The 19,987-nt window shown below is 62.9% G+C and carries 19 protein-coding genes and 1 pseudogene; 16 read left to right on the top strand and 4 right to left on the bottom strand.

What is annotated here, in order from left to right; genetic code table 11:
* Nucleotides 1-220 precede the first annotated feature (220 nt).
* On the top strand, nucleotides 221-592 hold the full coding sequence (locus WN982_RS20145; protein ID WP_341313651.1) for a hypothetical protein: 372 nt from the start codon (nucleotides 221-223) through the stop codon (nucleotides 590-592).
* A 175-nt stretch (nucleotides 593-767) separates the two neighbouring features.
* Here WN982_RS20145 and metK read toward each other — a convergent pair whose 3' ends face one another.
* Nucleotides 768-1,958, bottom strand: coding sequence for a methionine adenosyltransferase (gene metK / locus WN982_RS20150; protein ID WP_341313652.1), 1,191 nt, complete (start codon nucleotides 1,956-1,958; stop codon nucleotides 768-770).
* 279 nt (nucleotides 1,959-2,237) lie between these two features.
* Between metK and WN982_RS20155 the strand changes: the two genes are divergently transcribed.
* The 9 genes from WN982_RS20155 to hslU all read left to right on the top strand — a co-directional run bounded on the left by WN982_RS20155 (nucleotide 2,238) and on the right by hslU (nucleotide 11,757).
* Nucleotides 2,238-3,122 carry a lipid A biosynthesis lauroyl acyltransferase gene (locus tag WN982_RS20155; RefSeq protein WP_341313653.1) on the top strand — a complete coding sequence of 295 codons (885 nt, stop codon included), beginning with the start codon at nucleotides 2,238-2,240 and terminating at the stop codon, nucleotides 3,120-3,122.
* A gap of 83 nt (nucleotides 3,123-3,205) precedes the next feature.
* A complete protein-coding gene (gene dapF / locus WN982_RS20160) occupies nucleotides 3,206-4,069 on the top strand; it encodes a diaminopimelate epimerase (protein ID WP_341313654.1) in 864 nt (287 codons plus the stop codon).
* 77 nt (nucleotides 4,070-4,146) lie between these two features.
* Nucleotides 4,147-4,878, top strand: coding sequence for a DUF484 family protein (locus WN982_RS20165; protein WP_341313655.1), 732 nt, complete (start codon nucleotides 4,147-4,149; stop codon nucleotides 4,876-4,878).
* A gap of 32 nt (nucleotides 4,879-4,910) precedes the next feature.
* Nucleotides 4,911-5,834 (top strand): tyrosine recombinase XerC, encoded by a 924-nt coding sequence (xerC, locus tag WN982_RS20170; RefSeq protein ID WP_341313656.1) that lies wholly within the window; start codon nucleotides 4,911-4,913, stop codon nucleotides 5,832-5,834.
* Between the two features lie 88 nt (nucleotides 5,835-5,922).
* Nucleotides 5,923-7,125, top strand: a complete 1,203-nt coding sequence (locus WN982_RS20175) for a class I SAM-dependent rRNA methyltransferase (RefSeq protein ID WP_341313657.1) — start codon at nucleotides 5,923-5,925, stop codon at nucleotides 7,123-7,125.
* 188 nt (nucleotides 7,126-7,313) lie between these two features.
* Complete coding sequence (locus WN982_RS20180; protein ID WP_341313658.1) at nucleotides 7,314-8,408, top strand: GTP-binding protein; 1,095 nt, start codon at nucleotides 7,314-7,316, stop codon at nucleotides 8,406-8,408.
* A gap of 629 nt (nucleotides 8,409-9,037) precedes the next feature.
* On the top strand, nucleotides 9,038-9,457 hold the full coding sequence (dksA, locus tag WN982_RS20185) for an RNA polymerase-binding protein DksA (protein WP_006050516.1): 420 nt from the start codon (nucleotides 9,038-9,040) through the stop codon (nucleotides 9,455-9,457).
* 407 nt (nucleotides 9,458-9,864) lie between these two features.
* The gene (hslV, locus tag WN982_RS20190) at nucleotides 9,865-10,401 is read left to right on the top strand and encodes an ATP-dependent protease subunit HslV (protein WP_091797221.1); all 537 of its coding nucleotides are present in this window, start codon (nucleotides 9,865-9,867) and stop codon (nucleotides 10,399-10,401) included.
* A gap of 9 nt (nucleotides 10,402-10,410) precedes the next feature.
* Nucleotides 10,411-11,757 (top strand): ATP-dependent protease ATPase subunit HslU, encoded by a 1,347-nt coding sequence (gene hslU / locus WN982_RS20195; protein WP_341313659.1) that lies wholly within the window; start codon nucleotides 10,411-10,413, stop codon nucleotides 11,755-11,757.
* A gap of 140 nt (nucleotides 11,758-11,897) precedes the next feature.
* Here the strand turns inward: hslU and WN982_RS20200 are convergent, their stop codons facing one another.
* Both WN982_RS20200 and WN982_RS20205 read right to left on the bottom strand, forming a co-directional pair.
* On the bottom strand, nucleotides 11,898-12,440 hold the full coding sequence (locus WN982_RS20200) for a response regulator transcription factor (protein WP_028197735.1): 543 nt from the start codon (nucleotides 12,438-12,440) through the stop codon (nucleotides 11,898-11,900).
* Nucleotides 12,437-13,747 (bottom strand): ATP-binding protein, encoded by a 1,311-nt coding sequence (locus WN982_RS20205; protein WP_341313660.1) that lies wholly within the window; start codon nucleotides 13,745-13,747, stop codon nucleotides 12,437-12,439. The genes WN982_RS20200 and WN982_RS20205 overlap by 4 nt, the downstream gene beginning before the upstream one ends.
* Nucleotides 13,748-13,941: 194 nt before the next feature.
* On the opposite strand from WN982_RS20205, the pseudogene WN982_RS20210 reads away from it, so the two are divergent.
* Nucleotides 13,942-14,841: pseudogene (locus tag WN982_RS20210) on the top strand (hypothetical protein); the annotation flags it as partial.
* A gap of 40 nt (nucleotides 14,842-14,881) precedes the next feature.
* Here the strand turns inward: WN982_RS20210 and WN982_RS20215 are convergent.
* Nucleotides 14,882-15,106 carry a cysteine-rich CWC family protein gene (locus tag WN982_RS20215; RefSeq protein ID WP_341313661.1) on the bottom strand — a complete coding sequence of 75 codons (225 nt, stop codon included), beginning with the start codon at nucleotides 15,104-15,106 and terminating at the stop codon, nucleotides 14,882-14,884.
* 269 nt (nucleotides 15,107-15,375) lie between these two features.
* Here WN982_RS20215 and argB point away from each other — a divergent pair, with 269 nt between their 5' ends.
* The 5 genes from argB (at nucleotide 15,376) to metW (ending at nucleotide 19,986) form a co-directional block, all read left to right on the top strand.
* A complete protein-coding gene (argB, locus tag WN982_RS20220) occupies nucleotides 15,376-16,275 on the top strand; it encodes an acetylglutamate kinase (protein WP_341313662.1) in 900 nt (299 codons plus the stop codon).
* 227 nt (nucleotides 16,276-16,502) lie between these two features.
* Complete coding sequence (locus tag WN982_RS20225; protein ID WP_341313663.1) at nucleotides 16,503-17,294, top strand: pyrimidine 5'-nucleotidase; 792 nt, start codon at nucleotides 16,503-16,505, stop codon at nucleotides 17,292-17,294.
* Nucleotides 17,261-17,953, top strand: coding sequence for a nucleoid occlusion factor SlmA (gene slmA, locus WN982_RS20230; RefSeq protein WP_341313664.1), 693 nt, complete (start codon nucleotides 17,261-17,263; stop codon nucleotides 17,951-17,953). Before WN982_RS20225 ends, slmA begins: the two co-directional genes overlap by 34 nt.
* Before the next feature lie 282 nt (nucleotides 17,954-18,235).
* On the top strand, nucleotides 18,236-19,381 hold the full coding sequence (locus WN982_RS20235; RefSeq protein ID WP_341313665.1) for a homoserine O-acetyltransferase: 1,146 nt from the start codon (nucleotides 18,236-18,238) through the stop codon (nucleotides 19,379-19,381).
* Nucleotides 19,378-19,986 (top strand): methionine biosynthesis protein MetW, encoded by a 609-nt coding sequence (metW, locus tag WN982_RS20240; protein WP_341313666.1) that lies wholly within the window; start codon nucleotides 19,378-19,380, stop codon nucleotides 19,984-19,986. The genes WN982_RS20235 and metW overlap by 4 nt, the downstream gene beginning before the upstream one ends.
* Nucleotide 19,987: the final 1 nt, after the last annotated feature.

Consider the following 19,987-nt stretch of genomic DNA (forward strand, 5'->3'; position numbering starts at 1 on the left):
TCTGACGTCACGAATCGCGTGTAGCCTGCACGCATGTTGATCGCCACTCCCGCACTTCGGCGACGCGCACAGGCCGCCATGGCCGATTCCGCCGTCCTCCGTGCCCTTTCCAGTCGATTCCCAGGCTTTCGCGCCGTCCATCGCGACACCGCCGTTGGCACATTTGGTGCTCCTTTCGGTGCGCATTCCGTCGCGCGACACGTTGCCTACTTGTGAAGCCATGCATACTCTTCTGAGCACCCGTCTTACCCGCGCCGCGTTGAAAGCGGCGCGTCCCGCGCGCCGCCATGTCGTGCGCGCACTGCGTCACCACGCCACCCGCACTCGCGCGCTAGGCGAACAATGGCGCGACGCCAAAGCGGTCGACGGTATTCGCACGTGGTTCCAGACCTTCTTTGCAGCGCTGCGCATACAAGGTGGCTCGCGCCGTTTTTCGCTGCGTACGCTGCTGCGCAAACCGACGCCGCTGCGTGCGTTGACTGCCACACGCCGTGCACCGGTTGCCGCGCCGCAGAGCACGAGCCGCCGCCCGCGCCGGATGTCGACGAGCGGTAGCACCGGCTGGTTTGCGTTCGCGTTTGCGAGCCGTTAAGCCAATCAACAGGCGCGCCGTCAGCCCGTAGTTTCTGTGCGGCGAGCATGCTCGCCGCAGTTCAGCGTTGATGCCCTCGTCTAACCCTGCGGCAAAGCAACGCATGCAACGGCTATAAAAAAACCCCGCCCGGCTCACGCCGGCGGGGTTTTTCGTTAAAGCGAACTGCGCGCGCTTAATCTGCGAGCGCGGCGACCGGCTCCGTGCCGGCAGCTTCAGCGAGCGCCAAAGCCTTGTCCGTGGCTTCCCACGTGAATTCCGGCTCTTCGCGGCCAAAGTGACCGTAGGCCGCGCTTTTCTCGTAGATCGGGCGCAGCAGGTCGAGCATCTGGATGATGCCCTTCGGACGCAGATCGAAATGCTCCTGCACGAGCTTCGTGATCGTCGCATCCGACACGCGGCCCGTGCCGAACGTGTTGACCATCACCGAAGTCGGCTGTGCCACGCCGATCGCATACGACACCTGAATCAGGCAGCGCGAAGCCAGACCAGCGGCAACGATGTTCTTCGCCACGTAACGGCCGGCATAAGCCGCCGACCGGTCGACCTTCGACGGATCCTTGCCCGAGAACGCGCCGCCGCCGTGAGGCGCCGCGCCGCCGTAGGTGTCGACGATGATCTTGCGGCCGGTCAAACCGCAATCGCCTTGCGGACCGCCGATCACGAACCGGCCGGTCGGGTTCACCAGGAACTTGATGTCGCCTTTGATGAGCTCAGCCGGCAACGTCGGCTTGATCACTTCCTCGATCACGGCTTCGCGCAGCGTGTTCAGGTCGATGTCCGGCGAATGCTGCGTGGACAACACGACGGTGTCGATCGAATACGGCTTGCCGTCGACGTAACGCACAGTGACCTGCGACTTTGCATCCGGACGCAGCCACGGCAGACGGCCGTCGCGGCGCAGATTCGCCTGGCGCTCGACCAGACGGTGCGACAGATGGATCGGCAACGGCATCAGTTCCGGCGTTTCTTCGCACGCGTAGCCGAACATCAGGCCCTGGTCGCCGGCGCCCTGGTCGAGGTTGTTGTCGTGCGCGCGATCCACGCCTTGCGCGATGTCCGGCGATTGCTTGTCGTACGCGACGAGCACCGCGCAGCCGCGGTAGTCGATACCGTAATCGGTGTTGTCGTAGCCGATGCGCTTGATCGTGTTGCGCGCGACCTGGATGTAATCGACGTTCGCGGTGGTGGTGATTTCACCGGCCAGCACGACCAAGCCCGTGTTGCACAGTGTTTCGGCAGCAACACGCGAATATTTGTCTTGCGCCAGAATGGCGTCGAGGATTGCGTCCGAAATCTGATCCGCGACTTTGTCGGGATGGCCTTCGGACACGGATTCGGAAGTGAAGAGATAATCGTTTGCCACGTTGCAGACTCCTGTTTTGTGGTTACGGTTGAGTTTCACGTAGCCAGCTTCGGGAGCCTTGAAGCGGCGACGCTTTAGCGGATTACATGACCGCCAGGCGCGCCCCATATGGGTTGTGTGCCTGACAGCTTCGCCCCGCAAGTTGTCTATTAACTCGGCGAAGCCCTTATTATAGCGACTTCCTTTGATTGTCACAGAGTGTTCACCCGTGCCGTATTTCAACCCGTTTCCAGGTTTCTTGAGCAAAGCGTCGCTCGACGCCCTACACGGAGGGGCGGCATGCTGAGTCGTATTGGTGCTTACCTGGCCATTGGGCTGCTGAAATTTTTAGCGCTGCTGCCGTACGGCCTCGTTGCAAGAATGGGCGACGGGCTTGGCTGGCTGCTCTATCAGATCCCCAGCAATCGTAAGCGCATTGTTCACATCAACCTGAGCTTGTGTTTCCCGGAATGGAGCGAGGAGCACCGCGCAGAGATCGCGCAGAAACACTTCCGCCATGCGATCCGCAGTTTTTTGGAGCGCAGCGTGCAGTGGTTCGGCTCTGCGAAGAAGCTCGAAAAGCTCGTGCAGGTGGATAGCGAGATCGATCTGCTCGATCCTGACATGCCGCCCACCCTGCTGCTTGGCGCGCATTTCGTCGGTATCGAGGCAGGTTCCGTGTTCATTAATCACGCACTGCGCCGGCAGTGCGGCGCGCTCTATCAGCCGATGTCCAACAAGGTGCTCGACGACGTGGCCATAGCCGCGCGCGGTCGCTTCGGCGCGGATATGGCAAGCCGCGCCGACAGCGCGCGCATCGTGCTGCGCTGGCTGCGCGACCGCAAGCCCGTCATGCTCGGCGCCGACATGGACTACGGCATGCGCAACTCGACGTTCGTGCCGTTCTTTGGTGTACAGGCATGCACGCTGACGGCCGTCGGACGGCTTGCCAAAGTCGGGCATGCGCAAGTGGTGCCGTTCATCGGCGAAGTGCTGCCCAACTACAAAGGCTACCGGTTGAAGGTATTCAAGCCGTGGGACAACTACCCCTCCGGCGACGACGATATCGATGCGCGTCGCATGAATGCCTTCCTCGAAGAGCAGATTCCGCTGATTCCCGAGCAGTACTACTGGGTGCACAAGCGCTTCAAGACGCGCCCGCCGGGCGAACCGGGTGTGTACTGAGCGCATTGCGTCGAGAAAGCGCCGGAGCGCGGAAATAACGCGGTGTCCGGCTCACCTGCCGGCGCGTCACTTACAATAGCGTGATGAAACTGAAATTCACCAAAATGCACGGCGCGGGCAATGACTTCGTCGTGCTCGACGGCTACACCCAACCGGTCAACCTGACGCCGGAACGGGTGCGCGCGCTCGCGGACCGGCATTTCGGCGTCGGCGCCGACCAGTTGCTGCTGGTCGAAAAGCCCACGCTCGACGGCGTCGATTTCCGCTATCGCATCTTCAATTGCGACGGCGGCGAGGTCGAGCATTGCGGCAACGGCGCGCGCTGCTTCGTCAAGTTCGTGCGCGATACCGGCCTGACCGACAAGCGCAGCGTGCGCGTGCAGGTCCAGAACGGCACCATCACGCTGACCATGCAGGACAATGGCGAAGTGCTGGTCGACATGGGCACACCTGTGTTCGAACCGGCGCGTGTGCCGTTCGATGCCAAGGGCCTCGAAGGCCGTAGCGAAGGCGCCGACACGCTCTGGCCGCTCGACGTGAACAGCGTGACGCGATGGATCTCGGTGGTGTCGATGGGCAATCCACACGCGGTGCAGGTGGTCGACGACGTCGAAGATTTCCCGGTACTGACCGATGGCCCGGTGATCGAGCGGCATGCGCGTTTCCCACAGCGAGTGAACGCGGGCTTCATGCAGATCGTCGGCCGTAGCGAAATCAAACTGCGCGTCTACGAACGCGGCGCCGGTGAAACGCTGGCGTGCGGCACGGGCGCTTGCGCGGCGGTCGCCGCCGGCATTCGCCGCGGGCTGCTGGATGCGCCGGTCCTCGTGCACACGCACGGCGGCAAGCTGACGATTTCGTGGGACAGTACGCGCGAGGCCGCGCCGCTCCTGATGGCCGGTCCCGCGGCAACTGTTTTCGAAGGCGAAATCGAGCTGGCCGATTAACCGATTAAGCGGCCACACCAACTCATTGACCGATGCGCCGCCCGAAGGCGTCGTCCCGTAGTCCTTTAGCCGAAACCATGAACGATCGCGAAGTCTCCGAATATCTGCTCGCCAACCCCGAATTCTTCGCCGAACACGCGGAAATGCTCGCGACGATCCGGCTTGCGAACCCGCACGGCAAAGCCGCGGTGTCGCTGCAGGAACGGCAGATGGAAATGCTGCGTGACAAGAACAAACATCTCGAACGGCGCCTCGCCGAGTTGCTGCGTTACGGCCACGAGAACGACAGCATCGCGTCGAAATTCAATCGCTGGACTATCCGCGTGATGGCCGAGCGCGATCCGTATGCGCTGCCGCGCACGATCGCGACCGGCTTGCGCGACATTTTCGACGTGCCGCAAGCCGCGCTGCGCGTGTGGGATATCGCCGAACCGTACGCACAGGCCGACTTCGCGCGCCATGTCGGCGAGGAAGTGCGGATCTTCGCGAACAGTCTCGCCACGCCGTATTGCGGCGCGAACACCGGCTTCGAAGCGGCGCAGTGGTTGGCGCCCGCAGTGTCGGCGGTGGCCGACGACGCGTCGTCGTCTTCGTCGGCGGAAAACGCGAGCGAATCCGCCCACGCCACCGAGTCGATCGCGCTGCTCGCGCTGCGCGACCCCGAAGGCAAGGAAGAAGCGCCCACCTTCGGCCTGCTGGTGATGGGCTCAGGCGACCCGCGCCGCTTCCACGACGGCATGGCCACCGATTTTCTGACGCAGATCGGCGCGTTGGCGAGCGCGGCACTGAGCCGCCTGCTGCCGCGCTGATCCCACGCCGATCCGCCCAAACGCCGCCCATCGTGACCGAAGCCGACCCGATCGCCGCCTATCTGTCGAACCTCGAACACGAGCGGCGGTTGTCGGCTCATACGCTGCGCGGCTACGCCCACGAACTTGAAGAGCTCAAGCTGCTGGCCAAAGGTCGGCCGCTCGAAAGCCTCACCGCCATCGACATCCGCGGCGCCGTCTCACGCGCGCACGCGGGTGGACTGACCGCGCGCTCGATCAGCCATCGGCTTTCGGCGTGGCGTGCGTTTTATCGCTGGTTCGCGGGCCACGTCGACTTGCCGGCCAATCCGGTCGCCACGGTGCGCGCGCCGAAACAGGCCAGGACGCTGCCCAAAGCGCTTTCCGTCGACGACGCCACGCGCCTGATGGAAAGCCCGCCCGCCGCCACACCCGAAGGTTTGCGCGATCACGCGATGCTCGAGCTGTTCTACTCGTCGGGCCTGCGCCTGTCTGAACTGGTCGGTCTCGACGCCCGTTTCGCCGACGCCGGCGGCTACCGTTCCGCGGGCTGGCTCAAGCTCGATTCCGCCGAAGTCGAAGTGCTCGGCAAGGGCAACCGGCGCCGCATCGTGCCGGTCGGCAGCAAGGCGCTCGACGCCTTGCGCGCGTGGCTCGAGGTGCGCGACCAGATGGTGAAGCACGATCCGCATCCGCTGTTTCTGTCGGTGCGCGGCAATCGTCTGTCGCCGAACGTGGTGCGTGAACGCGTGAAGCGCGCGGCGCTGGTCGCCGGCATTCCCGCCAACGTGCATCCGCACGTGCTGCGGCATTCGTTCGCCACGCATGTGCTGCAATCGAGCGGCGACCTGCGCGCGGTGCAGGAACTGCTCGGCCACGCCAGCATCACCGCCACTCAGGTCTACACCGCGCTCGATTTCCAGCATCTCGCGCACGTCTACGATCAGGCGCATCCACGCGCCAAAAAACGCGACTGACTCCGCTTTTTGCGGTTTGCAGTCTCCGCCTTCGCTTGACCTGCCGTGTGGGTCTCTCCATGCGGCCTATTGCTCTGCTGACACCCTGATGAATACCGTTACGCTCAAACCGTCGAAAGAAAAGTCGCTGCTGCGCCGCCATCCGTGGGTCTATGCCAACGCGATCGATCGCGTCGACGGCAATCCCGCCGCCGGCGCCACCGTACTGGTGCGCGCGCACGACGGCCGCTTCCTCGCGCGCGCCGCCTACAGCCCGCATTCGCAGATCCGCGCCCGCGTATGGAGCTTCGACGAAACCGAGCCGATCGACCACGCGTTCTTCAAACGCCGCGTGCAGCGCGCACTGGCGCATCGTCAAACGATGGTGCACGACACCGGCGCCGTGCGGCTGATTTTCGGCGAAGCGGACGGACTGCCAGGCCTGATCGTCGATCATTACGTCGCCGAGGACGAAGGCCAGCGCAGCCAGCTCGTCTGTCAGTTCATGGCGGCGGGCGTCGAAGCATGGAAGGAAGCGATCGTCGCCGCGCTGACCGATGCGACCGGTTGCCCGAACGTCTACGAACGCTCGGACGTGTCGATCCGCCAGAAGGAAGGTCTCGAGCAGATCGCCGGCGTGCTGGCGGGCGAATCGCCGTCCGAGACGCTGATCGCGAGCGAAAACGGCGTGCGTTATCACGTCGACGTGCGCAACGGCCACAAGACCGGCTTCTACGTCGACCAGCGCGACAACCGCGCGCTGGTGCAGCAACTCGCGCGGGACCGCGACGTGTTGAACTGCTTCTGCTACACCGGCGGTTTCTCGCTGGCAGCGCTCAAAGGCGGCGCCAAACGCGTGGTGTCGATCGATTCGTCTGGAGAGGCGCTGGCGCTCGCGCAGCAGAACGTCGCGGCCAACGGCTTCGACGCGGAGCGCGCCACGTGGCTCGACGCCGACGCGTTCAAGACCCTGCGCCGCCTTTACGACGACGGCGAACGCTTCGACCTGATCGTGCTCGATCCGCCAAAATTCGCGCCGTCGCGTGAACACGTAGACCGGGCCGCGCGCGCCTACAAGGACATCAACCTGACCGGGCTGAAGCTGCTGCGCCCGGGCGGCCTGCTGTTCACCTATTCGTGCTCCGGTGCGATCGACGCCGAACTGTTCCAGAAGATCGTCTCCAGCGCGGCCGCCGACGCGCGCGTCGATGCACGGATTCTCAAGCGCCTCGGCGCGGGGGTGGACCATCCGCTGCTCACCGCATTCCCGGAAGGCGAGTACCTGAAAGGCCTATTGTTGCAAATCGCCTGATCGCCCATAGTTTCAGGGTTATTTCCCGCGCTGGCAGCGTAGGCAAACCAGGGTTCGAACCCGGCCGCCAGCGCCGGTTCGACAGATATGTTCCAATAACCGGCTAGATTGGGCTGCGCACCATCAGGCTGCCGCGCCCGGTCCGACGCATTCGATTACGCAGACTCACGTACATACAGGCGACCAACATGATCCCAGTCACGATCCTGACCGGCTTTCTCGGCAGCGGCAAAACCACCCTGCTCAAGCGCATCCTGAACGAAAAGCACGGCATGAAGATCGCCGTGATCGAAAATGAGTTCGGCGAAGAGAACATCGATAACGAAATCCTCGTGCAGGACACCAGCGAACAGATCATCCAGATGAGCAACGGCTGCATCTGCTGCACGATCCGCGGCGACCTTTCGCGCGTGCTGGGCGATCTGGCGGCGAAGAAGCAGTCCGGCGAACTGGATTTCGACCGGGTCGTGATCGAAACCACCGGCCTCGCCAATCCGGGCCCGGTCGCTCAAACGTTCTTCATGGACGACCAGATCGCCAATGAATTCCTGCTCGACGCGATCATCACGCTGGTCGACGCGAAGCACGCGAACCCCCAGCTCGACGAGCACGAAGTGGTGCAGCGCCAGGTCGGCTTCGCCGATCGCCTGTTCATCACGAAGGCCGATCTGGTCGAGGAAGAACACGTGGCCGATCTGCGCCACCGCCTGCTGCACATGAATCCGAGGGCGGCGATCAAAGTCGTCAATTTCGGCGAAGCGGAGATCAAGGAAATCTTCGACCTGCGTGGCTTCAACCTGAATTCGAAGCTCGAGATCGATCCGGAATTCCTCGCCGAAGACGAACACGCGCACAGCCATGCTCACGCGCACGACGAGCACGGCCATACCCACGGCGATCACGATCACGAAAACTGCGATCACGACCATGGCCGTTGCGATCACGACGGCCACGATCACGCGAATCATCACCACGCGCACCACGACGACAAGATCAAATCGTTCGTCTACCGCAGCGACCGTCCGTTCGATCCGAACAAGCTGGAAGACTTCCTCGGCGGCATCCTGCAGATCTACGGTGAGCGTCTGTTGCGTTACAAGGGCGTGCTGTACATGAAGGGCGTCGACCGCAAGGTGGTCTTCCAGGGCGTGCATCAGATGATGGGCAGCGATCTGGCCGCGAAATGGCAGCCGATCGAGAAGAAGACCAACAAGATGGTATTCATCGGCATTGAACTGCCGCAAGACCTGATCACCGACGGTCTGAATGCCTGTCTGGCGTAAGGCGCGAGCGGCGGTTGCTCGTACCGTGCCGTTCCGTTGGACCGCGTGTGTGTGCCTTCAGGCACATGGGCGCCGCGTCAATCGTCTGCTGAATGCGCCGAAAGGCCACTGAAAAGTCGTGTGTATGAAAAGCGCGTGAAAACCCTGCTGTATTAAAGCGTGCACGACCATCGCTTTTTGGTCGTGCGCGCGTTATATTTTCAGGATATCGACGCGCTGCAGCGGGATTTCCACCAGTTGCGGTGCAGGATTGTGATTCAGTTACAATACGTGCCCACTGGAGAATGACAACGAATTGCCCGGTCAGCGCGTATCCCGCGCCGGGCCTGAAATGGCGCCGGAAAATCTTGTCCGGAAACACGCCGACAATGCCGGCTGGCACAGCCTGAACGGGCGCGCGGCCGGTAAGCACTGCCTCAGGAGCATTTGAGAACCGGTTTCCAGAGGAGTTCGGCCCCGCATTGGCGTAGCGACGCCCAGCGCGCAGGCGCTCGGCGCTTCGGCGTCACGACAGTCCACCGTCCGTGTTCGCCCTGCGCTCGTTGAGCGTCTTCGAGGCGCCTTTGCGGGCAACACGAAAGTGCGGGCACTATGTAAGAGTTTTGCCTCACATTGAAGAAGCAAGCCAGATGACGACGAAACGACTCTTGACTGAAGCCGAAATCCTGAAGATGAGCGACAAGGATTACATGAATGAGGATCAGCTCGCTTTCTTCAAGAACAAGCTCGAACAGCTGCAGGCGGAGATTCTCCGCAATGCCGGCCAGACGACCGAAAACCTGCGCGAAACGGTAATCGTGCCGGACCCGGCCGATCGCGCAACGATCGAGGAAGAGCATGCGCTCGAACTGCGCACGCGCGACCGCGAGCGCAAGCTGCTGAAGAAGGTGCAGCAATCGCTCGCGCGCATCGATTCGGGCGATTACGGCTGGTGCGAAGAAACCGGCGAGCCAATCGGCATCCCGCGTCTGCTCGCACGGCCCACGGCCACCCTGTCGCTCGAAGCGCAGGAACGCCGCGAACTGCGCCAGAAGCTGTTCGGCGACTGAACGCCAGCGGCGCGGCTTCGGCTCCGCGCCCTGTTACGCTGCTTCATCGAGAGGCGCACGGTGATCTGTGCGCCTTTTTTCTTTTGCAAGGCACTTTTTAGCGTTCGCTGGGGACACGGCCCCGATCGTCCGGCTGGCTGCGGTTCTACGCTGCGCCGGTGCTGCCACCTGCCTCTTCGCCCTCTCCCGTGCGCCGTCCTGGTCACGTGTTTTTTGTCTTATGCCATTTGCCGGCTCTTGATATGACCGCGCACGCCCTAAAATAAACCGAACATGCGCTGCACGAGCGCGCGCCGGCCAGTTGATCGTTGAGTTGATTGTTTCAGCGTCGCGCGCCGTCCGCTTCCCGGATTCATGCGGTGGCGCTGCGCTACCGCGTCCTACCCGTTTTGCAAAGAGGAACGCATATGGAGCAATTTCACGGCACGACGATCGTCTCCGTGCGCCGCGGCGACAAGGTCGCGCTCGGCGGCGACGGCCAGGTGACACTGGGCAACATCGTCATGAAGGGTGGCGCGAAGAAAGTCCGGCGCATCTATAACGGCAAAGTGCTGGTCGGCTTCGCAGGCGGCACGGCCGACGCCTTCTCGCTGCTCGACCGCTTCGAAGCGAAGCTGGAAAAACATCAGGGCAATCTGACGCGCGCGGCCGTCGAACTCGCGAAAGACTGGCGCACCGACCGCATGCTACGCCGCCTCGAAGCAATGCTGATCGCCGCCGACGCGACCACTACCCTCGTCATCACCGGTAACGGCGACGTACTGGACCCGGAAGGCGGTATCTGCGCAATCGGTTCGGGCGGCGCCTACGCGCAAGCCGCTGCGAAAGCGCTCGCCGACAACACTGAGATGTCGCCGCGCGAAATCGTGGAGAAGTCGCTGGAGATTGCCGGCGACATGTGCATCTATACGAACCATAACCGCGTCATCGAGACGATCGAGTAAGGACCCACGATGAGCACCATGACCCCTGCCGAGATCGTCTCGGAACTCGACAAGCACATCATCGGCCAAGGCCGCGCTAAGAAAGCAGTGGCGGTGGCATTGCGCAACCGCTGGCGCCGTCAGCAGGTCGAGGAACCGCTGCGCCAGGAAATCACGCCGAAGAACATTCTGATGATCGGACCGACCGGCGTCGGCAAAACCGAAATCGCGCGGCGCCTGGCGAAACTGGCCGACGCGCCGTTCATCAAGATCGAAGCCACCAAGTTCACAGAAGTCGGCTATGTAGGTCGCGACGTCGACAGCATCGTGCGCGATCTGATGGAGATTTCGATCAAGCAGACGCGCGAAACGGAAATGCGCAAAGTGCGGACCAAAGCCGAAGATCAAGCCGAAGACCGCATCCTCGACATCCTGCTGCCCACCGCGCGCCCGGTCGGTTTCGGCGCGAGTTCGAGCGCCGCGGACACCGTGGATGAAAGCAGCCCGACGCGTCAGACCTTCCGCAAGCGTCTGCGCGAAGGCCTGCTCGACGACAAGGAAATCGAACTCGACGTCGAGCAGCCGCAAGTCGGCATGGACATCATGGGGCCGCCGGGCATGGAAGACATGACCGAGCAGATCCGCTCGATGTTCGCCAACATCGGCGGCGGCAAGAAAACGCGCCGCAAGATGAAGGTGAAGGAAGCGCTGAAAGTCCTCACCGACGAAGAAGCCGGCAAGATGCTCAACGACGAAGATGTGAAAACCAAGGCGGTGCAGAACGTCGAGCAGAACGGCATCGTGTTTCTGGATGAGATCGACAAGATCGCGTCGCGTAACGAAGTGGGCGGCGGCGAGGTGTCGCGCCAGGGCGTGCAGCGCGATCTGTTGCCGCTCGTCGAAGGCACCACGATCAGCACCAAGTACGGCATGGTGAAGACCGATCACATCCTGTTCATCGCGAGCGGCGCGTTTCATCTGGCGAAGCCGAGCGATCTGATTCCGGAACTGCAAGGTCGTTTCCCGATTCGGGTCGAACTGGATTCGCTGTCGGTCGGCGATTTCGAGTCGATCCTGGTTGCGACCGACGCGAGCCTCGTCAAGCAATACCAGGCGCTGCTCGAAACCGAAGACGTGCACCTCGAATTCGGCGACGACAGCATTCGCCGTCTCGCCGAGATCGCTTTCGCTGTGAACGAGAAAACCGAGAATATCGGCGCGCGCCGCCTGTACACGGTGATCGAAAAGCTGCTCGAAGAAGTCTCGTTCTCGGCCGGCAATCATTCGGGCACGACGGTGAAAATCGATGCGTCATATGTCGACCGCGCGCTGAATGAAGTGGCCGAAGACGAAGACCTCTCGCGCTACGTGCTGTGAAGTCGCATCTGCCGCCGTGCATGCCACATTACAGCCGTACGCCTCGCCGGATCCACATCATGTGTGAAGCGTAAAAAACGGGCTGCCTTGTAAAAGGCAGCCCGTTTTGCTTTCTGGCCTGCGAACGAAAGACCCAGCGCTTACTGCTTGACCGGCCGCTTGGCCAACTTGCGCTGCAGCGTTCGACGATGCATGTTCAACGCGCGCGCGGTGGCCGAAATATTACCGCCATGCTCAGCGAGCACGCGTTGAATATGCTCCCATTCGAGACGCGCGACCGACAACGGCGTGGGATGCTCGATCGCCTCTTCGGCTTGCAACGCGCTCGCTTCGCTTTGCAGCGCCGACAAAATCGTTTCGACGTTCGCCGGCTTCGCCAGATAGTTATCGGCGCCGTCTTTCACCGCTTGCACCGCGGTCGCAATGCTCGCGTACCCGGTCAGCACCAGCATCCGCGCGTCCGGCTGCAAGTCGCGCAGCGGCGCGACGAGCGTGAGGCCCGAGTCGTTGCCGAGATGCAGGTCCACCGTGATCTGGCTGAACTTCTGCTGGTTCGCGAGCTTGATCGCCTCGTCCGCGTTGTGCGCTTCGGCCACCGTGTAGCCGCGCCGCGTCAGACCGCGGGCGAGGATGCCGGAGAACACCTCATCGTCGTCGATCACCAGAAAATTCATATCGCTCATGCCTGTTTCTCCGTGTTGGATGGCGCGGCGCCGCGACGGCCCGTGCCGGATAATTTGCGCGCCGCGAGCGGTAGCCGCAGCACTGCGCGCGTGCCACGTGGCTTGTTCTCACTCACGTCGGTCAATTCGATCGAACCGCCCAGGCGCGCCGCCGCTGAAAACGCCAGATAAAGACCCACGCCGTGCCCGCCCTGCGTACTGTCGACCGGCATCGCGCCGAGTGAACCGCGCAACGCCGGCGGAATACCTGGGCCCGCGTCGCATACTTCGAATTCGATCTGGTCGCCTTGCTTCGCGAGCGTACATGCCAGCGTCACATGATCGCGGCTCGCACGCGCCGCGTTGTCCAGCAAAATCGTGAGAATTTGACTGACGGCAACCGTGTCGTCAAGACTGACCTCCGCGGGCGGCACGCCGAGCCGCTCGAATTTCACATGCGGATGGCGCAAGCGCCATTGCTCTCCGAACGACTCGAGCCACTCGGCGACCGGTTGCCGGTTGCTCGACGTCGATGCGCGGCTGCGCAGCCGGGCAAGTGCCGAGGTGCACAACGTCATTTGCTGTTCGAGCAGTTCGAGATCGGCGGTATAGGGCGCGAGGCCCCGATCCGTGCGCGCGGCGTCGCGCAATTCTTCGGACAGCATTGCAATAGTAGACAGCGGCGTGCCGATTTCGTGCGCGACGGTGGCGGCCTGCACGCCGAGTGCGACGGCGCGCTCGTCTTGCAGCAAGCGCTGCTGGGCCTCGCCAAGCGCTGCGTCACGTAGCCGCAGAGCCCGCGACATACGCGCCACGAACCACGCAATCAAGCCAACGCTGACCATGAAGTTCACCCACATGCCTGCGCGATAGTAATCGAACAGGTTGGCGGGGTTATCGAGATTAAGCGGCACCGAATCGAAACCAAGCACGGCGTAGCAGGCCACCGCGAAGGCGGCGAGCCACGCCATCAGACGCCACGGCAACACGGCCGCGGCAATCGCGAGAGACGGCAAATACAGCGAGACAAAGGGATTGGTCGTGCCGCCGGACAGAAACAGCAGCGCCGACAACGCACCCAGATCGACCCAGATCTGGCCGAACAATTCGAGATTTGACTCGGGCCGCTGCTGCGAGACTCGCCACCATGTGAGGCCGTTGAAGATCACTTCGAGCGAGATCACGAGCAACATCGCGGGCAACGGCAGGTGCACGCCGATGAAGGTCTGCACGAACGCGATCGTCATCAGTTGGCCGATGATGGCGAGGCTGCGCAGCCAGAACAGATGACCGAGATTGACCCGGCCGGTGTTGGTAATACGATGCATGACGTCAGTTTACCTGTTCGGAATTGTCGGACTAGTCTGACTGACCTCGCGACGTCGCGCCGGTAACATGGATTTTTTGCGATAGCGCCGCACGGGCCATCGCCCACCATCGGTTCTCCAGCCGTCCGGACATACTCGTACCGTCTCCGTCCTCAGATTCCGAGCAGCACGTCTCGTCAGCTTTCCTGAATTTTCTGCGGCATGCTGCCGCAGCTCAACAAAACGGCACGGCACGAGTACAGGCCCGTTGGCTCGATGCCGCCGCGAAACTGCATCCACTCGACGACGACTCACTCGATTCGCTGACCACGGCTTCGCTTGCGCAACACCGTCACGGCGACGCCATCGCGCTCGCCGCCATTATTGCCCAACTCGACCCAAACCGCGCTGTTGCACACTTTCGCCTTGGCTACATGCTGCAATTGGCGAACCGGCATGGCGAAGCGATTGCACCGTATCGTCGCGCACTCGCGCTCGATCCGCGGCTGCCGCAGTTGCGCAGCAACCTCGCTGGCGCGCTGATGCTCACCGGCGGCGACCTGAGCGAACAGCTCGCGCTATTGAAAAACGCAGTGCAAGACGAACCTGGCGAAGGCGACGCCTGGACCAATCTCATGCAGGCAAGCCGCACAGGTTTGAATCTGTCGCGCGCGCTCGAGGCCGGCGCACGAGCCGTGCAATGCGCGCCGCATAGCCCGCTGGCGCATAACAACTATGCGCTGGCACTGCGTGAAGCGCAACGCTGGGACGACGCGGAGCAAGCCGAAAGGACCGCCTGTGCACTTGCGCCCAACGACGCGACCGTGCGCTCCAATCTCAGCATGTTGCTGCTGATGCGCGGTAATTACGCGCACGGCTGGCCGGCCCAAGAAGCGCGCTGGAACGGTTCTTTAGAACTGGGCGGCAACCGCCCACAGATGCCGGCTCCGACCTGGCAAGGCGAGTTGCTCGCCGGCAAAACGCTGTTGATGTGGGGCGAGCAGGGCATGGGCGACGTGCTGCAGTTCAGCCGCTATATTCCGTTGCTGGCCGAGCGCGTTCATCGCGAAGGCGACCGCCTGATCTGGAATTCGTTTCCGCAGATGGGCTCGCTGGCGGCGTAGCTCGCCACAGCGTCGCCACAGCGCGCCGGTTTCAAGCGGGACCGGCGCCAGGCCCGGCTTGCGCGGCTCTTGCGATCTCCTCGGCGAGACATTCGGGGCACAGGCAGCGGCCGCTCGGATCCAGCCTGTCGGCCGGCAATGCGGGCATGGCGCGGCACCAGCAGTCGAACGGCTCCCTATGCATGGCGCAGTCGAACGCGTTGCCGCAACGCGGACAACGCGCGCTGCTTTGGGAGCGGGAAGCAGACGGTTTCATGACAGGCCGGATGGTCTTGCTGAAGCATCGGTCAGGAAATGATGCCACGAGTGGCGCGGCTCCGTTAGTCGGCCGTTCGGTCTATTCACGGCCTGCCGTGACTGGCCGTACGCTTGTTCGCCCGCCGGCCGCCTGTTTGAGCCGTCGATTGCGCAGTGCGCCAGGCACGTGTCGCCCGCCGCCAGCACCGGTGTCGAAAACCCTGTTGCAGCGCGCCAGTCCTGTACAATTCGCCCTGTTTCAACTGTCCCGTACCTGAGCCTGCCGCCATGTCCGAGCTTCCCGACCTTTCGCAGATCGCGCCCACCCTCAAGGCTGAAATTCTGGCCGAGGCGCTGCCCTATATTCGCCAATATCACGGCAAGACCGTGGTAATCAAATACGGCGGCAACGCCATGACCGAAGAGCGCCTGAAGCAAGGCTTCGCGCGCGACGTGATTCTGCTGAAACTGGTCGGTATCAATCCGGTGATCGTGCACGGCGGCGGTCCGCAAATCGACCAGGCGCTGAAGAAAATCGGCAAGCAGGGTACGTTCATCCAGGGCATGCGCGTCACCGACGAAGAGACGATGGAAGTCGTCGAATGGGTGCTCGGCGGCGAAGTGCAGCAGGATATCGTCACGCTGATCAACCATTTCGGCGGCCACGCCGTCGGTTTGACCGGCAAGGACGGCGGCCTGATCCACGCGCGCAAGATGCTGATGCCGGATCGCGACAATCCCGGCCAGTATGTCGATATCGGCCAGGTCGGCGAAGTCGAGGCGATCAATCCGGCGGTCGTGAAAGCGCTGCAGGACGACGCGTTCATTCCGGTGATCTCGCCGATCGGTTTCGGCGAAGACGGCCTGTCGTACAACATCAACGCGGATCTGGTCGCGGGCAAGCTGGCGGTCGTGCTGAACGCCGAAAAGCTCGTGATGATGACCAACATTCCCGGCGTGATGGACAAGGAAGGCAATCTGCTGACCGATCTGTCGGCGCGCGAAATCGACGGCCTGTTCGACGATGGCACGATCTCCGGTGGCATGCTTCCGAAAATCTCGTCGGCGCTCGACGCAGCGAAGAGCGGCGTGCGTTCGGTGCACATCATCGACGGCCGGATCGAGCACTCGGTTCTGCTGGAAATTCTCACCGAACAGCCGTTCGGCACGATGATCCGTTCGCATTGATCCGCGCCTCGAGCACGGCATGCACGGCGCGCCCAACATGCGCGCCATGCATGCCCGTTGTACTGCTCGCTTCTCAGCCTGGTCCGCAGCCCGGTTCGCAGCTCGCCTCACACCGCGCCGCCCAATCGCGCGAAAATAAACTCCCCTTTCCTCCCCCCGCTCGCATCGCGAGCCGCCCGCGTTCGTTGCACGGCGCGGCAGCACGCCGCTAGCCGGCTTTACTCATCATGCGCACCCCCACTTCCCGGCGCCGTCGTCCGCACATCGCGGGTGGCAGTCCGGTCTGGCTGTTCGATCTCGACAACACGCTGCACCACGCTTCGCACGCGATCTTTCCGGCGATCAATCAGGCGATGACGCAGTACATCATCGACGCGCTGCAGGTCGAAATCGACGAAGCCAACCGCCTGCGCGCCGGTTACACGCAGCGCTACGGCGCGACCCTGCTCGGGCTCACGCGGCATCATCCGCTCGATCCGCACGATTTCCTGAAGGTCGTGCACACGTTTGCCGATCTGGGTTCGATGATCCGCCACGAACGCGGTATCGCGCGCCTCGTCGCGGCGCTGCCGGGCCGCAAGATCGTGCTGACCAACGCCCCGGAAGCCTATGCGCGCGCCGTGCTGGCTGAACTCGGCATCGAGCGGCTGTTCGAACAGGTCATCGCGATCGAGCATATGCGCGACCGTCGCGGCTGGCGCGCCAAACCCGACCACGCGATGCTGCGCAAAGCGATGCGCGACGCGCACGTGTCGATGAGCGATGTGATCCTCGTCGAAGACACGCGCTCGCATCTGAAGAACTACCGGCGACTCGGCATCCGCACCGTGTGGATCACCGGTCATCTGCCGCGCAAACCGCATGCGGACGGCGTGCCGACGCGTCTGCCGGGCACCGGCCGGCCGCACTATGTCGACCGGTGCATTCGTTCGTTAAAATCGTTACGACTGGGCACCCGCTCGGTGCGACTGAAGGGACGACAGACATGCAGCCGATCGACAAGCCTGACGAAGCCGTAGCCGAACACGAGCCCGAACCCGCGGCGGGCCCACGTGCGACGCGCCTGAAGCCGGGCGAGCGCCGGGTGCACATCCTCCAGACGCTTGCCGCGATGCTGGAGGCGCCAAAGAACGAAAAGATCACCACCGCGGCGCTCGCTGCCCGCCTCGGCGTCTCGGAAGCCGCGCTGTACCGGCATTTCGCCAGCAAGGCGCAAATGTTCGAAGGGCTGATCGAGTTCATCGAGCAAACCATCTTCGGCCTGATCAACCAGATCGCAGACAAGGAGAGCAACGGCGTACTGCAAGCGCGTTCGATCGCATTAATGCTGCTCAATTTCCCCGCGAAGAACCCCGGCATGACGCGCGTTTTGACCTGCGAGGCACTGGTCGGCGAGCATGAACGACTGACGGAACGCGTCAATCAGATGCTGGAACGGGTCGAGGCTTCGTTGAAGCAATGTCTGCGGCTCGCTCAAATGGATGCAAACGCAAGCGAAACCGCAAGCGCGGGCGGCACACACGCCGCCGTGCCGCTGCCCGCCGGCTACGATCCCGCGATCCGCGCGAGCCTGCTGCTCAGCTACATCATCGGCCGCTGGCACCGGTACGTGCGCAGCGGCTTTGCGCGGCCGCCCGCCGAACACGCCGACGCCCAGTTGCTGCTGATTCTTCAGTAGTCCGCGGCCTCATGCGAGCGCCCACGACGTTGCCGCATGAGAATTTCCGCTATACTTTGCGCCTGATTGCAGCACCCGAATGCACCCGGCGCGGCAATCCAGAACACCCTGAACATCTCACGCGCCGATTTGCTGACTCGATTGCGGGCGCGCGAACCACCGGGAACGTTTCCCGGGGTTCACTACAAATGCGGCTAAAGAGGTCGTCAGCCGCGCACACCGTCTTTCCCCGTGCCTCGCCGACGCCATCTAGCCGCCCTGTTTTGTTAAATGGCGGAATGAATGGAATCGATCGGTATCGTCGCTCCCCAAAAAATGCATTTCACCGAGCCGCTGCGCTTGCAGAACGGCAGCTCGCTGGCCGGTTACGACCTGATGGTCGAAACCTACGGCACGCTCAATGCCGCGCGCAGCAATGCGGTGCTGGTGTGCCACGCGCTCAATGCCTCGCACCATGTCGCAGGCGTGTACGCTGACAATCCGAAGGACATCGGCTGGTGGGACAACATGGTCGGCCCTGGCAAGCCGCTCGACACCAACAGGTTCTTCGTGATCGGCGTGAACAACCTGGGCTCGTGCTTCGGCTCGACCGGCCCGATGAGCATCGATCCGGCCACCGGCAATCCGTACGGCGCGACGTTTCCCGTTGTGACGGTGGAAGACTGGGTCAACGCCCAGGCGCGCGTCGCCGATGAATTCGGCATCACGCGCTTTGCCGCGGTAATGGGCGGCAGCCTCGGCGGCATGCAGGCGCTGGCGTGGAGCATGATGTATCCGGAACGCGTCGGCCATTGCATCGTGGTCGCATCCACGCCGAAACTGTCCGCGCAGAACATCGCCTTCAACGAGGTGGCGCGCTCGGCGATCCTGTCCGACCCGGACTTCCACGGCGGCAACTACTACGCGCACAACGTGAAGCCGAAGCGCGGCTTGCGCGTCGCGCGGATGATCGGCCACATCACCTATCTGTCCGACGACGACATGGCCGAGAAATTCGGCCGATCACTGCGCCGCGCGGAAGGCGCGGTGGATGCGTACAACTTCAACTTCGACGTCGAGTTCGAGGTGGAGTCGTATCTGCGCTACCAGGGCGACAAGTTCGCCGACTACTTCGACGCGAACACCTATCTGCTGATCACCCGCGCACTCGACTATTTCGATCCGGCCAAAGCCTTCGACGGCGATCTGACCGCCGCCGTCGCGCATACCACGGCGAAATACCTGATCGCCAGCTTCTCGACCGACTGGCGTTTCGCGCCGGCCCGCTCGCGCGAACTGGTGAAGGCGCTGCTCGACCACAAACGCACGGTGACCTACGCGGAAATCGACGCGCCGCACGGCCATGACGCCTTCCTGCTCGACGACGCGCGCTATCACAACCTGATGCGCGCCTATTACGAACGTATTGCGAACGAGGTGAACGCATGAACCAGCGAGCACTCGATTATCTGGCGCTGCGCCCGGATTTCCGCGCGATCGCCCGCTGGGTCGAACCGCGCGCAACCGTGCTCGACCTCGGCTGCGGCGACGGTTCGCTGCTGTCGCTGCTGACCGAAGAACTGGACGTACAGGGCTACGGCATCGAAATCAACGACGCCGGCGTGCTGGCGTCGACGCAAAACGGCGTCAACGTGATCCAGCAGAACCTGGAAGACGGACTGCGTCTGTTCGAAGACGGCAGCTTCGACTTCGCGATTCTGTCGCAAACGCTGCAAACCATCCATCAGACCGCCGCGATCTTGCGCGAGACGGTGCGGGTCGGCAAGGAATGCATCGTCTCGTTTCCGAATTTCGGCTACTGGGCGCACCGGCTTTCGGTGCTGCAGGGCCGCATGCCGGTGTCGAAGTCGCTGCCTTTTCAATGGCACAACACGCCGAACGTGCGGGTGCTGACCATCAAGGATTTCGAGGCGCTCGCGCCCGAGGTGGGCATCGAAATTCTCGACCGAGTGGTGCTGCACGAAGGCCAGGTGGTGCGGTGGGGCGTGAACTGGCGTGGTAGTCTTGCGGTCTATCGCGTCAAGAAAAGCTAAC

Origin of the sequence: Paraburkholderia sp. IMGN_8 (genome assembly GCF_038050405.1) — a bacterium.
Lineage (GTDB): Bacteria > Pseudomonadota > Gammaproteobacteria > Burkholderiales > Burkholderiaceae > Paraburkholderia.